Source organism: Micromonospora sp. WMMD956 (assembly GCF_029626125.1).
In the GTDB taxonomy this organism is placed as follows: Bacteria; Actinomycetota; Actinomycetes; order Mycobacteriales; family Micromonosporaceae; genus Micromonospora; species Micromonospora carbonacea.
In genome coordinates this window covers 6,803,067-6,816,642 of the sequence record NZ_JARUBI010000005.1, presented here as the reverse complement: position 1 = coordinate 6,816,642, position 13,576 = coordinate 6,803,067, and the positions used below count along the sequence as shown (strand labels likewise).

The following is a 13,576-nucleotide window of genomic DNA, read 5'->3' as shown; positions in this document are numbered from 1 at the left end:
GAGTCACCCCGGGCGTGACGCCCCATCCGTCGCCGGAAGGGACTCCCGTGATCCGCCGCGTGCTGCTGACCGCCGCCCTGGTGGGCGCCTCCGTGCTCGTCGTGCCGGGCTCGCCCGCGCAGGCCCGCGCCTGCCGGGTCGACCACGAGTGCGTGACCACCTACTACGCCGACTCCGGCCACACCACGGTGGTGGGGGAGAGGTACGAGAGCTGTTCCGGCACGGTCTACACGTGGGGCGTCCGCTCCGGCTACCCGACCTTCGTCGAGAGCCCCTGTTGAGCCCGACGCCGGGTGTGGTGGGGGCGGCCGTCCGGCCGCCCCCACCACACCCGGCACCGCAGGTGGGGGCCCCGTCGACGCGGGTCGTCCCCGGTCAGCCGGTGAGCAGCAGCGCGCCCACGCCGGCGGCCGTCGCGCCGACGGCGAGCAGGGCCCCGGCGGCCAGGAAACGGCCCAGCGGCACGGCCACCCCGGCGGCCCGGCAGCGCTCGTACCACAGCAGGGTCGCCAGCGACGCCCACGGCGTGACCAGCGGGCCGGCGTTCGTGCCGATCAACAGGGCCAGCAGCCGGGTCCCGTCGCCGGGCGGGAGCACCGCCTCGCCCGCCACGTACGCCGGCAGGTTGTTCACGACGTTGGACAGCAGCGCGCCCGTGCCGCCGGCCCGCAGCGCGCCGAGCGCCCCGCCGTCCGGGCCGAGCAGCACGCCGACGACGTCGTCCAGGCCGTGCCGGCCGAGGGTCTGCACCACCAGGAACAGCCCGGTGACGAAGACCAGCAGCCGCCACGGCACCAGCGCCGGACGCAGCGCGGCCCGGTGGCGCGCGGCGAAGCCGGCCAGCACGAGCCCGGCGGCCGCCGCGGAGGCGATCCCCACCTCCACCCCGGCGAGGATCCCCGCCACGAGCAGCAGGCAGCCGACGAGCGCGATCCGGTACAGCACCCGATCGGCGGGGACGTGCGGCGTGGGCGCGACGAACCGCTCGACCCCGCGCCGCCCCCGACGCCAGTAGCCGAACCAGAGCAGCGCCATGGTGGCCGCGATCGTGGCGGCCTGCGGCAGCGCCATCCGCGCCGCGTACGACAGCGGGTCGAGGTCGATCCGGTCGGCGGCCAGCAGGTTGGTCAGGTTCGACACCGGCAGCAGCAGGCTGGCCGTGTTCGCCAGCCACACGGTCGTCAGCGCCAGCGGCAGCGGCGGCATGCCCAGCCGCCGCGCCAGCGCCAGCAGCACCGGTGTGAGCAGCACCGCCGTGGTGTCGAGATTCAGCGCGATCGTGGTGACGGAGGCGAAGCCGACGCAGAGCACGAACAGCGCCGGAAAGCTGCCCCGGGCGGCGCGGGCCAGCCGCCCGGCCAGCACGTCGAACACGCCGGCCACCGCCGTCAGCTCGGCCAGCACCACCACCGTGCCGAGGAACAGCAGCAGCGGCAGGATGCGCCCCAGGGTGGCCACGGTCTCGGCGCGCGGCAGCAGGCCCGTCAGCGCGCAGGCCGCCCCGAGCACGGCCAGGGCCAGCGCCACCCGGTCGAGCGGGTGCAGCCGGCGCAGCCGCCCCAGCGGCCGGCGTGGGGCGCGGCCGGTCGGTGCGGTCGGCTCGCCCCCGGTGCGTGCGGTCGGCTCGCCGTCAGGGTCCACGGCGGCTGATCCTCGCACGGCCGGCCGGTCATCCCGGCGGTCCGCCACGCCGCTGTGACCGGGCCCTCCCGCTGCCGCCTGGCGGGCCGGCCCGCCGGCCGCCGGGGCGTGGTGGACAACGGTCGATGGCTGACCTAGCGTTCAGCCATCATGCGTAGGACCTTCCTGGGTGCCGGCCTGGCCCTGCTGCTCGCCGCCACCGCCTGCACCGCCCCCGAGACCGCCGCCGCCCCGCCCCCGACGCCGGCCGGCACGCCCACCGCGTCCCGGCAGGACCCGGCGCAGGCCGACCGGACCCTGGCCAGCCTGCGCCGGGTCGACGACCTGCCGATGTGGGAGATGACGTACGTCGGCGACTACGACCCGACCGTCGGCACCGACGCCGCGCCGCCCAGCCCGTTCGGCTGCTCGCTCTTCGCCGCCTCCGGCGACCCGGGCCGCCCCCTGTTCGCCCGCAACTTCGACTGGGACGCCAACCCGGCCCTGGTGCTGCGCACCGACCCGCCGGACGGTTACGCCACGGTCTCCCTGGTGGACATGTCCTACCTCGGCGTCGGCGCCGACCCCACCGGCGACCGCCGGCTGCTCAACGCGCCGCTGCTGCCGTTCGACGGGATGAACGAGCGCGGCCTGGCCGTCGGGCTGGCCGCCGACGACGGGGCCACCGTCCGCGCCGAGCCGGGGAAACCCATGGTCGGTTCAGTACGCATCCTGCGGCTGGTGCTCGACCAGGCCGCCACGGTCGACGAGGCCGTCGCCGTCTTCGGCCGGCACAACCTCGACTTCGACGGCGGGCCCCCGCTGCACTACCTGCTCGCCGATGCCACCGGGGCCTCGGCCGTGGTCGAGTTCGTCGACGGCGCGATGCGGGTCGAGAAGGGGCGGGGCGGCTGGCAGGCGCTGACCAACGTGCCGGTGGTCGGCGTGCCCGAAGAACGCCGACGCGCCGACCACCGCTACGGCGTGCTCGCCGCCGCCCTGACGAAGGCCGGCGGGGTGGTCGACGACCGGGCGGCGCTGGAACTGCTCAACGACGTGCGGCAGGGCCACACCCGCTGGTCGGTGACCTACGGGCTGCGCACCGGCGAGATCCACCTGCGTACGGCCACGGGCACCGAGCGGGAGTACCACCTCCCGGTGACCCTGCCCTAGCGCGGCGTGGGGAGGTGTCGCAGGTCGTTGGGGAGGTCCCGCGCGGCTGGGCAGCGGGGCCGGCGGGGTGAGTTCGTCGTGGAGGCGGCGTAGGAGCGCGACGCTGCGTGTGGAGCTGACGGCGGGCAGGCGGCGCAGGCCCAGTCGGGCGGCGTCGACGGCGAGGTCGAGGTCGCCGGTGGCGTGGTGGGCGAGGCTGAGCCAGGCTCCGTGGCGTAGGGGCCCCCGCCCCGGCCGGGATTCCGGCCACACGGGCGGTCGCGTGACGGGATGTCGGGCAGGTGGGGGTATCAACGGGACGGGATACCGCCACCTGCCCGACATGATCAACCCCGCCCCGTAGGACGCACGGCGGAGGAGCCGGGCCACGGCGGTGAACTGGGCGAGCCTGGCCGCCAAGTACGCCATTACTTCCGCGAAGACCGCGACCTCAAGGACTACTCCACCGCACGCGGCTGGCAGGACAAATACGCCTCCGTCGCCGACCTGCACACCCAGGCCACCTTCACGTTCCTCGAACAACCCCGCGACGACCGGTACGGCATCCTGCGCACACGCCCGTTCGCCGGCCACCAACTGCTCGACGAACTGCTCGAGAAGCCGAACAACTACGGCGAGGCGACCGCCTACATCAACATCAGCCGCACCCTGCTACCAGCCCACGCGCTGGCCTACTTTGAGAACTGACGCCAGCGTCCAACGGCGAATACCAGACCACCGACGCCGTGATCGCCTTCGCCCGCGACCACGACGTGCTGATCCACCCCGTCGCAGGCGAGTACCACGACTGCGGCAACCCCGCTGGCTGGCTCGCAGCCAACAACGCTGCGGCCCAGAGCGGTGCCCTTGCAGGCTGAGTCACCCGGTCAGACTTGTTGAAGCAACCTGGAGTTCGGGTTTCCCGCCGCCGACGCGGCTGACCGCCGCCACGATCGCTCGTGGCGGCGGTCAGCCGGTCGTACCGGTGTGGCCGGCGGGCCGGAGGGGATCCCGGCCCCCCGGCCCTCCGGTCCGCCGACCCGCCCGGTCAGCCCTTGCGGGGCTCGAAGGTGTAGTCCACCCCGCCGACGTCGAAGCTCTCACCGAGCTTGCTCGCCGGGCCGACCTGGACGACCTGGAGGGTGTACGCCTTCTGGAGCGCCTGGCTGGTGGTGAAGCTGAGCTTGACCACCGGCCGCTCCTCCGGCTTGATCAGCAGGCCCTTGATCTGGGCCTTGTACGGGTCGACGACCTGGATGGCGCTGCGGCCGACGACCTGGATGCCCACACCCTGACCGCCGGCGGCCCGCCAGCGCTCGAACAGCTCCGGCCCGAGGTCGGCGACGATCTTGACCCCCGGGGCCGGCTCACCGACCGGCCGGAACGCGAGGTCGAACGGGGCCGGCTCGGCCAGGGCGTTCGCCATGGCGTACGGGCGGTCACTGATCACTCCGCTGCCGCCCGCCGGGACGGTGTTGGCGTTCTTCCAGGCGATGTTGTTGTTGTACTGGGTGTTGATGGAGGTCGCGGTGCCCTCGAACAGCATCGGGTCGGTCGGCGACTCCCAGCGCAGCAGCAGGCAGAAGTGCCCGATGGAGGGCACGTTCGACCAGGCGATCGACGTCGTGGTGACGCCGGGCGCGACGGGCAGCGTCTTGGAGCCGATCGGCGTCCAGTTCATCGGCCAGTTCGCGGCGCCGCCGGAGGTGGTGTAGTACGCCTTCAGCGTCCCGTTGCCGATTCCGGAACCGTACGGGCCATTGTTCCGCAGGTTCACGAAAATGTAGCTCGTCGATCCGACGATCGGGTTGGTGTGCGACGCGCACTCGACCGCGGTGGGGCAGATCTTGATGTCCGGGCTGTTGAAGAACGACGAGTAGATGGCCCCGTGCGGCTCGAACCCGGTGTCGGACGAGATGTCCTTCATGTAGACGTCGGTGCGGGCGTTCGCGGTGAAGTCGCCCTTGTCGAGCGCCGCCGTGGCGGTGCCGCTCACGGAGAACGCCAGCGCGGCGGTCAGCAGGGCGCCGAACAGCAGGCGGGCCGTGCGCCGCGGGCGTGGACGTGCCAGCGCGATTCTCATGTGCTGATTCCCCTTCGATGGTGGTGATGGGCCGAACGGCGAGGAATTGCTCCGGTGGCCCGGCGCGACAACTGTATGACAGTGGTCACCATAAATGGAACGACCGAGATTGACGATTGCTCAAAGGGCGTCCGCATTTGCCGGGGAGGTGGCAATTCCCGGATACGGCGGAACGTGAATCTGAGAAATGTGGCCCGCGAGGTATCAACGGCGGCGCAGGCGACTCCTGTACACCCTGGCCCTCTCTCGGACCCGCGCCCCGTACGCTCGGTGACCGTGAGGCGGATCCTGTTCGGCCTGCCGTTGCGGAGCGTGGCCTTCGACGTGGCGGTCTCCGGCTTCGTCGGGCTGATGGGCCTGGCCGGGGCGCCCAACCAGCCCGGCGGCTGGTGGGCCACCGGCGTCGGGGCGGCGATGGCCCTCGTCCTGCTGTTCCGGCGCGCCCGCCCCTCGGCGGTGGGGGCGGTGGTCGCCCTGCTCGCCGGCGTCCAGGTGGTCGCCGGGTGGGGCCCGCTGGCCTTCGACGTGGCGGTGCTGATCGCCCTCTACAGCGTGGTGAAGTACGCCGAGAGGCTGGCCGCCGGCATCGTCGCCGGCGTCGTCGCCGCCGTCGGCGTGGTGCTCGCCGCGCTCCAGACCGAGGCGGCCGTCGCCTGGTGGGCCACGGCGATCTGGTTCGCGCTGATGACCGGCGCGGTCTGGCTGATGGGGCTGAACGTGCGCACCCGCCGGCTCTACGTGCTCAGCCTGGAGGAGCGCGCCGCGACCCTGGAGCGGGAACGGGAGGCCGAGTCCCGCGCGGCGGTGGCCGAGGAACGCACCCGCATCGCCCGCGAGCTGCACGACGTGGTGGCGCACAGCATGGCCGTGATGATCGTGCAGGCGGACGGGGCCCGCTACCTGTTCGACCGGGACCCGCAGACCGCCCGGGAGGCGGTGCGGGTGGTGGCCGACACCGGCCGGCAGGCGCTGGAGGAGATGCGCCGCCTGGTGGGGGTGCTGCGGGAGACGAGCAGCCCCGAGCCGGCGGCCGGGCCGGACGGCGCACCGGCCCCGGCGCTGGCGGCGGAGCCGACGCACCGCCGGCCGGCCCTGGTGGAGCTGCCCGAGCTGCTCGACCGGTTCCGCGCCGCCGGGCTGCGCGTCGACGCGACGGTCACCGGCGAGCCGCCGGCCCTGCCGCCCGGCCTGGAGCTGACCGTCTACCGGGTGGTGCAGGAGGCGCTCACCAACGCCCTCAAGCACGCCGGCGTCGGCGCGACCGTCACGCTGGGCCTCACCCACACCCCCGACGCCGTCGTGGTCCGGGCCGTCGACGACGGGCGGGGCCGCCCCGTGGTCCGGCCCGCGCCGTCCGGCGGTCACGGCCTGGTCGGCATGCGCGAGCGGGTGACCGTGTACGACGGCAGCCTCACCGCCGGCCCGACGCTGGCCGGGGGGTGGCAGGTCGAGGCGCGGCTGCCGCTACCGTCGAGCACCGGAACGGAGGTGGCGGCATGACGGTCCGCGTGGTGATCGTGGACGACCAGGCGCTGGTGCGCGCGGGGTTCCGGATGGTGCTGGGTTCCCAGCCCGACCTGACCGTCGTCGGGGAGGCCATCGACGGGGCGGACGCGCTGCGGGTGCTCGACCGCGTCGAGGCCGACGTGGTGGTCATGGACATCCGGATGCCGACGATGGACGGGGTGGAGGCCACCCGGCGGATCTGCGCCGGCCGGCCCGGCGGCCGGCCCCGGGTGCTGGTGCTCACCACCTTCGACACCGAGGCCGACGCGTTCGCCGCCCTCCAGGCCGGGGCGAGCGGCTTCCTGCTGAAGAACGTGCCGCCGGAGGAGCTGCTGGCCGCGATCCGGGTGGTCGCCGAGGGCGACTCCGTGGTGGCCCCGTCGATCACCCGCCGGCTGCTGGACCGCTTCGCCGGCCAGCTCGGCCCCGGCCCCGCCGCCGATCCCCGGCTGGCCCAGCTCACCGAGCGGGAGCGCGAGATCCTGCTGCTGGTGGCGCAGGGCCTGTCCAACGCCGAGATCGCCGCCCGGGTGCACGTCGCCGAGGCGACCGTGAAGACCCACGTGGGGCGGATCCTGGCCAAGCTGCGGCTACGCGACCGGGTGCAGGCGGTGGTGCTGGCGTACGAGAGCGGCCTGGTCACCCCCGGCGGCTGAGGAGCGGGTACGCCCCAGGTCGTACGAGGCCGGGCCGCGGGGACGCCTCCGGGCGCAGGCGGGCCGGGCGCACGGGTGGACGCGGCGGGCCGGCGTCGCCCATAGCGTCGACAGGTGTCCGCAACCACCACCTGCACGGGGAGCACCGACGTGTCCGTACCACCTCCCGCGTTCGCCGCCGCCGGCGTCGCGGTCACCGCCCGCGGCCTGCGCAAGGAATACGGCGTCGGCCCGGCGCGGGTCGTCGCCCTCGACGGCGTCGACGTCGACTTCGCCGCCGGCCGGTTCACCGCCATCATGGGCCCGTCCGGCTCCGGCAAGTCCACGCTCATGCACTGCCTCGCCGGCCTCGACCGGCCCACCGCCGGCACCGTACGCATCGGCGACGCCGACACCGGCGGCCTCGACGACCGGCGGCTCACCCTGCTGCGCCGCGACCGGATCGGCTTCGTCTTCCAGAAGTTCAACCTGCTGCCCGCGCTGACCGCCGAGGAGAACGTCGTGCTGCCGCTGGCCATCGCCGGCCGCCGCCCCGACCCGGCCTGGCTGCGCCAGGTCGTCGCCGCCGTCGGGCTGACCGACCGGCTGCGGCACCGGCCCGCCGAGCTCTCCGGCGGCCAGCAGCAGCGCGTCGCCGTCGCCCGCGCCCTGATCACCAAGCCGTGGGTGATCTTCGCCGACGAGCCCACCGGCAACCTCGACTCCCGCTCCGGCGCGGAGGTGCTGCGGCTGCTGCGCGAGGCCGTCGACACCCTCGGCCAGACCGTCGTGATGGTGACCCACGACCCGACCGCCGCGGGCCACGCCGACCGGGTGGTCTTCCTCGCCGACGGCCGGCTGGTCCGCGAGCTGATCGCGCCGACCGCCGAGGCGGTCCTCGACGCGCTCGCCCGCCTCGACCCGGCCCCGGCCGGCGCGGCGACGGGGGTCCGGCGGTGACCGGGCTGACCCTGCGCACCATGCGCGCCGACGCGCTGCGGCTGCTGCTGTCGGCGCTGGCCGTGGTGCTCGGCGTCGCGTTCGTCGCCGGCACCCTGATCCTCACCGACGGGATGAAGCGCGGCGCGTACGAGCGGGCCGGCGTCTTCGACCGGCACACCGACGTCGCGGTGAACGCCGGGGAGGACCCGATCCCGCCCGCCCTCGTGGAGCGGGTGCGCGCGGTCGACGGGGTGCGCGCCGCCGCCGGGGAGCTGACCGGCAGCGGCGGGGTCGTCGGCTCCGACGGCCGGCCCGTCCTCGGCTACGCCGTCGTCGCCGCGATCCCCACCGAGGCGGCCCTCCAGTCGTACGACGTGGTGGCCGGGCGGCTGCCGCAGCGCACCGGCGAGGTGGTCCTCGACGCGCCGACCGTCGCCGAGGAGGGTTTCGTCCTCGGCGGGCCGGTGCGCGTGGGCGGCAGCGGGGGCGCGGCCCGCGCGTACACCCTGGTCGGCACGGTCGACGTGGCCGGCACCGCCCGGGACGTCGGCGGGCCGTTCATCGGCCTGGCCGGGCCCGACGCCCTGGCCGTGACGCAGCAGGAGGGCTACGGGCGGATCATGGTGGCCGCCGTGCCGGGCGTGTCGGCGGCGGAGCTGACCGGGCGGGTGGCGGCCGTGGCCGGCGGCGGCGTGACGGTGCAGGACCGCCAGGCGGTCCTCGACGCCGCCGTCGACGACGCGGTCCGCGACCTGAGGCAGTTCAACCTGCTCCTGCTCACCTTCGCGGCGGTGGCCGTGGTGGTGGCCGGGTTCGTCATCGCCAACACCTTCGCCATCGTGCTCGCCCAGCGCACCCGGCGCACCGCGCTGCTGCGGCTGGTCGGGGCCACCCGGGGGCAGGTGCTGCGGGCGACGCTGCTGGAGGCGGCGGCGACCGGACTGGCCGCCTCGGCGCTCGGGGTGGCGGTCGGCGCGGGCGTCGCGGTCGGCCTGGACGCCCTGCTGGCCGCGTTCGACGTGCCGATGGCCGGGGCCGGGATCGCCGTCACGGCGTCGACCGTGCTGGTCTGCCTGCTGCTGGGCACCGTGCTCACCGTGGCCTCCGCCGCCGTGCCCGCCTGGCGGGGCTCCCGGGTCGCGCCGGTGGCCGCGCTCACCGACGCGGCGGTGCACGCCACCCGCGGGGCCGGCCGGGTGCGGCTGGCCGTGGGCGCGCTGGTCCTCGCCGCCGGGGCGGCGGCGCTCGGGTCGGCCGGCGTCGTCGGCCAGCTTCCGCTGGTCGCGGCCGGCGGGGTGCTGGCGTTCTTCGGCATCGTGCTGTTCGGGCCGGTGCTGGTGCCGACGCTGGTGCGCCTGCTGGGCGTCCCCGCGCGCCGGCTGTTCGGGGCGACCGCCGGCCTGGCCGTGGCGAACGCCGTGCGCAACCCGCGCCGGATCGCCGCGACCGCCACCGCGCTGGTCATCGGCATCGGCCTGGTGTCGGCGTTCGTGGTGGGCGCGGGCAGCGCCAAGGCCAGCATCGAGCGGGTCGTGGACCGGGAGATCGGGGTCGACGTCGTGGTCGTCGGCGTGGGCGGGAGCCTGCCCGGGCCGCTGGTCGACGAGTTGGCCGCCCGCCCGGAGCTGGGCGTCGTGCACGAGCTGCGCGGCCGGGTCAGCGACGGGGTCGAGCTGCGGACCGCCCACCCGGCGCTGGTCGGGCGCACCCTGACGGCCGTGGACGCCGGTGACGCGGGCCGGCTCGGCCCGGGCCGGGTGCTGGTGCACCGGGAGCTGGCCCGGGCGCGGGGCTGGTCGGTCGGCGACACCGTCACCCTGGCCGGACAGCCGTTCACCGTGGCGGCCGTCGTCGCCGCCGCCGGGCCGGCGTTGGCCGGCGGCTCCGTGCCGGCCGGGCACGTGGTCGACGTGGTCGACGCCGACTTCTCCCGCCTCTTCCCGGCCGAGCGCGGCCACCTCGCCGAGATCGACCCGGCCGCCGGGGTGAGCGCCGAGCGGGCCCGCGAGGTCGTCGAGTCGGTGGTGGCCCGCTACCCGACGGCGAACCTGGTGGACCAGGCGACGTACAAGAAGTCGCTCACCGGCACGATCGACATGGTGCTGGCGTTCGTCGTCGCCCTGCTCGGCCTGGCCGTGGTCATCGCCCTGGTCGGCGTCGCCAACACACTCAGCCTGTCGGTGGTGGAGCGCACCCGGGAGAACGCGGTGCTGCGCGCGGTCGGGCTGACCAGGGGCCGGATGCGGGCGATGCTCGCCGTGGAGGCGGTGCTGACGGCGCTGGTCGGCGCGGTGCTCGGGGTGGGCCTCGGCACCGGGGTCGGCGCGGGCGCGATGGCGGTGGTCACCCGGCTCAGCGGCGAGTTCACGCTGGTGCTGCCGTGGGGACGGCTCGGGCTGGTCCTCCTGGTGGCGGTGCTGGCGGCGTTGGCGGCGTCGGTCCTGCCGGCCCGCCGCGCCCTCGCCCGCCCGATCGTCGCCTCCCTCGGCGACTGAGCGTAAGGAAGGGCCCCCTGTTAACGCATTCTGTAGAGCAGGGGCCCCTTCTTAACGCCGTTCCCCGTGGGCCGGGCGCGGGGCGTTCAGAGGCGTTCGACCGTCGGGCCGTGGCAGCGGTTGCGGGTGTCGAAGACGTACCGGGCGTGCCGCACCACCAGGTCGTAGTCGAGGCAGTCGTGGTCGGTCACCACCACCACGGCGTCGGCCGCGCGGATCTCGCGTTCGGTCAGGCCGACCACGACCACGCCGCCGGGCAGGTGGTGCGGCTCGGCGTACGGCTCGACCGCCCGGACCTCCGCGCCGAGGTCCTGGAGGCGGCGGGCCACGTCGACGGCGGGGGAGTCCCGCATGTCGCCGGTGTTCGGCTTGTACGCCAGCCCGAGCAGCAGCAGCCGGGCCCCGCTGACCGCGCGGCCGGCCCGGTTGAGCCCGTTCATGATCCGTCGGACGACGTGCTCGGGCATCTCGTGGTTGACGTCGTTGGCCAGCTCGATGAACCGGAACTGCCGGCCCAGCCGGCGCTTGACCTGCCAGGACAGGTAGCACGGGTCGATCGGCAGGCAGTGCCCGCCGACGCCGGGGCCGGGGCGGAACGGCATGAACCCGAACGGCTTGGTCTCGGCGGCCTCGATGGCCTGCCACACGTCGATGTCGAGGTGGTGGCTGAGCATCGTCAGCTCGTTGATGAGCGCGATGTTGACCTGGCGGAAGGTGTTCTCGATGAGCTTGGTCAGCTCCGCGACCCGGGTGGAGTCCACCGGCACGGTCCGCTCGACCAGCCGCCGGTAGAACGCGTCGACCCGCTCCCGGGAGGCCGCGTCGACGCCGGAGACCACCTTCGGGGTGTTCTCCAGCTTCCACACCGGGTTGCCGGGGTCGATCCGTTCCGGGCTGTAGCCGAGGTGGAAGTCGCCGGGGGCGGTCAGCCCGCTGGCCGACTCCAGCAGCGGCCGGAGCAGCTCCTCGGTGGTGCCGGGGTACGTGGTCGACTCCAGGATCACCGTGCAGCCCGGCCGCAGGTACGGCCCGATCCCGCCGCCGGCCTGCTCGACGTAGCTCAGGTCGGGCACCCCGTCGCGCAGGGGGGTGGGGACGGTGATCACGCAGATGTCGAAGCCCTCGGCGTCGGCGTACTCGGTGCTCGGGCGGTATCTGCCGCTGCCCAGCGCCCGGCCGAGCCGGTCGGCGGGGATGTCCTCGACGAAGGACTCGCCCGAGGCGAGGCGCTTGACCCGGTCGGCGTTGACGTCGAGGCCGACGACGGCCATGCCCGCCTCGACGGCGCGCATGGCCAGCGGCAGGCCCACGTATCCCTGGCCGATGACGACCAACTTCTCAGCGCTCACCCGTGGCTCCCGCAGCAGACGACGGAACGTACATCATCGTCAGCTTAAGTGAGCTTCTGAGTTTTAAGTCCGATTTGGTGAAGGTGGGGCCGGTGGGGTCGACGCCCCGCCGGCCGGATCCGGCGGACCCGGCCCGGGTCAGTCGCCCTGGGCCGGCGGGTCGGCCGGGGTGCTCGCCGTGGTCGGCGGCGGGTCGGCCGGGGTGCTCGCGGTGGTCGGCGGCGGGTCCGCCGGCGTGCTCGCCGTCGTGGGCGGCGGGTCGACGGGCTTGGTGGGCGGCGGGCCCGTCGGTTCCGGCGCGGGCGACTCGCTCGGCTGCGGGGTCGGGGTCGGGGTGATCGACGCCGAGGGGCGGCCCCCGCCCGGCCGGAACGTGCGGTCCGGGTCGCCCACGGCGTCCTCGGTGGCGGCCGGGTCGTCGGAGCCCTGCGTCGGGTCGGCCGCCGGGGCGGTCGGCCCGTAGTTCGTGGCGGGGGCGTTGGCGTTCGTCGCGGCGCCGAGCGCCGCGGCCAGCGCGATCCCGGCGACCGCCACCGCCGCGAGCGCGCCGATCAGGGTGCCACGGCGGCCCGGGCGGCCGGTGAGAGTGCGCACCGGCGCGGCCGTCGGCCGCACCGGCGGCAGGTCGCCGCGGGTGCTGTCCAGCCTGTCCCGGGCAGCGGGCGGCCGGCGCGTCGACACCGGCACGGTGCTGGTGGGCGCGGAGCTGTCGGCGATGGTGGCCCGCGCGGCCTCCGCCATCGCCGCGCCGGTCGCGTACCGCGCCGCCGGGTCCTTGGCCAGGGCGCGGGACACCAGGTCCCGCACCGGCCCGGGGATGTCGGCCGGCAGCTCCGGCGGCTCGTCGTCGAGGTGCCGCACGGCGACCTGGAGGGGGTTGTCGCCGGTGAACGGCGGCCCGCCGGTCAGGCAGCAGTAGGCCACCGCGCCGAGGGCGTAGATGTCCGTCGCCCCGGAGACCGGTCGGCCCGCCGCCTGCTCGGGGGCCATGTAGAGCGCGGTGCCCGGCACCGCGTTGGTGCTGGTGATGCTCGTGACGTTGGTCGACCGGGCGACCCCGAAGTCGACCAGGACGACGGTGCCGTCCTCCTGCACCAGCAGGTTGCTCGGCTTGACGTCGCGGTGGACGATGCCGCCGGCGTGCGCCGCGTGCAGCGCCTGGGCGGCCTGGGCGACGATCGACATGGTCTCGGCCACGCCGAGGTGCCCCGCCGCCTCGATCCGCCGGGACAGCGGCTCGCCCTCGACGAACTCCATCACCAGGTAGTCGGCCCGCCCGCCGCTGGGCAGGTCGTCCTCGCCGCAGTCGTAGACCTGCACGATGCCGGGGTGCCGCAGGGCGGCCATGATCCGGGCCTCGGCGCGGAACCGGGCGATGAAGTCCGGGTCGGAGACCAGCGCCGGCAGCAGGACCTTGACCGCGACCCGTCGGCCGAGGACCTGGTCCGTGGCCCGCCAGACGTCACCCATGCCGCCGGTGGCGACACGGTCGTCCAGGCGGTACCGACCGCTGAGCACGACTCCCGAAGACAACACAGCAATACCGTACCCAGAGCGAGCCCGGCTCACCTCCTGCGCTCCGGCCGCGCCGGGCGGGCCGAGGGGGTGGCCGGGGCGTCCGGGTGGCCCGTCGTCCGGGCGGCCCGTGATCGACTCGCGACCGCCCGTCACGGGTCGGCCAGGACGATGGCATGGCCTGGCCGAACGGCGGAGGCCCTGGTGGGCCCGTCCGGCCCGCGTCGCCGGTGGCGTCCGCGGCCCGCTCCGTGTCACATCGACTCGCCGGGTTTACCG

General features: G+C 75.1%; 12 protein-coding genes. 8 read left to right on the top strand and 4 right to left on the bottom strand.

All coding sequences use genetic code 11. From position 1 onward, the window contains the following. Window positions 1–47: 47 nt before the first annotated feature. On the top strand, window positions 48–281 hold the full coding sequence (locus O7628_RS29490; RefSeq protein ID WP_278135595.1) for a DUF6289 family protein: 234 nt from the start codon (window positions 48–50) through the stop codon (window positions 279–281). A 94-nt stretch (window positions 282–375) separates the two neighbouring features. Here the strand turns inward: O7628_RS29490 and O7628_RS29485 are convergent, their stop codons facing one another. Continuing rightward, complete coding sequence (locus O7628_RS29485) at window positions 376–1,641, bottom strand: SLC13 family permease (protein ID WP_278135593.1); 1,266 nt, start codon at window positions 1,639–1,641, stop codon at window positions 376–378. Between the two features lie 150 nt (window positions 1,642–1,791). Here O7628_RS29485 and O7628_RS29480 point away from each other — a divergent pair, with 150 nt between their 5' ends. The 3 genes from O7628_RS29480 (at window position 1,792) to O7628_RS29470 (ending at window position 3,650) form a co-directional block, all read left to right on the top strand. Beyond that, a complete protein-coding gene (locus O7628_RS29480; protein ID WP_278135590.1) occupies window positions 1,792–2,793 on the top strand; it encodes a linear amide C-N hydrolase in 1,002 nt (333 codons plus the stop codon). Between the two features lie 270 nt (window positions 2,794–3,063). Continuing rightward, window positions 3,064–3,480: a hypothetical protein gene (locus O7628_RS29475; RefSeq protein WP_278135589.1), complete on the top strand. Its 417-nt coding sequence runs from the start codon at window positions 3,064–3,066 to the stop codon at window positions 3,478–3,480. A 38-nt stretch (window positions 3,481–3,518) separates the two neighbouring features. Beyond that, window positions 3,519–3,650, top strand: a complete 132-nt coding sequence (locus tag O7628_RS29470; protein ID WP_278135586.1) for a hypothetical protein — start codon at window positions 3,519–3,521, stop codon at window positions 3,648–3,650. 170 nt (window positions 3,651–3,820) lie between these two features. Here O7628_RS29470 and O7628_RS29465 read toward each other — a convergent pair whose 3' ends face one another. After that, entirely contained in the window at window positions 3,821–4,855 is a 1,035-nt protein-coding gene (locus O7628_RS29465; RefSeq protein WP_278135584.1) for a hypothetical protein, read from the bottom strand. Window positions 4,856–5,125: 270 nt separating this feature from the next. Here O7628_RS29465 and O7628_RS29460 point away from each other — a divergent pair, with 270 nt between their 5' ends. The 4 genes from O7628_RS29460 (at window position 5,126) to O7628_RS29445 (ending at window position 10,433) form a co-directional block, all read left to right on the top strand. Continuing rightward, window positions 5,126–6,355 (top strand): sensor histidine kinase, encoded by a 1,230-nt coding sequence (locus O7628_RS29460; protein ID WP_278135583.1) that lies wholly within the window; start codon window positions 5,126–5,128, stop codon window positions 6,353–6,355. After that, window positions 6,352–7,017, top strand: a complete 666-nt coding sequence (locus O7628_RS29455) for a response regulator transcription factor (RefSeq protein WP_178065272.1) — start codon at window positions 6,352–6,354, stop codon at window positions 7,015–7,017. Before O7628_RS29460 ends, O7628_RS29455 begins: the two co-directional genes overlap by 4 nt. Window positions 7,018–7,167: 150 nt before the next feature. Beyond that, window positions 7,168–7,956, top strand: coding sequence for an ABC transporter ATP-binding protein (locus O7628_RS29450; RefSeq protein ID WP_278136438.1), 789 nt, complete (start codon window positions 7,168–7,170; stop codon window positions 7,954–7,956). Beyond that, the gene (locus O7628_RS29445) at window positions 7,953–10,433 is read left to right on the top strand and encodes an ABC transporter permease (protein ID WP_278135580.1); all 2,481 of its coding nucleotides are present in this window, start codon (window positions 7,953–7,955) and stop codon (window positions 10,431–10,433) included. Before O7628_RS29450 ends, O7628_RS29445 begins: the two co-directional genes overlap by 4 nt. A gap of 86 nt (window positions 10,434–10,519) precedes the next feature. On the opposite strand, the gene O7628_RS29440 is transcribed toward O7628_RS29445, so the two are convergent. Together O7628_RS29440 and O7628_RS29435 are read right to left on the bottom strand one after the other, a co-directional pair. Next, complete coding sequence (locus O7628_RS29440) at window positions 10,520–11,782, bottom strand: nucleotide sugar dehydrogenase (RefSeq protein WP_074477289.1); 1,263 nt, start codon at window positions 11,780–11,782, stop codon at window positions 10,520–10,522. A 138-nt stretch (window positions 11,783–11,920) separates the two neighbouring features. After that, window positions 11,921–13,324, bottom strand: a complete 1,404-nt coding sequence (locus O7628_RS29435) for a serine/threonine-protein kinase (protein WP_278136437.1) — start codon at window positions 13,322–13,324, stop codon at window positions 11,921–11,923. Between the last annotated feature and the right edge of the window lie 252 nt (window positions 13,325–13,576).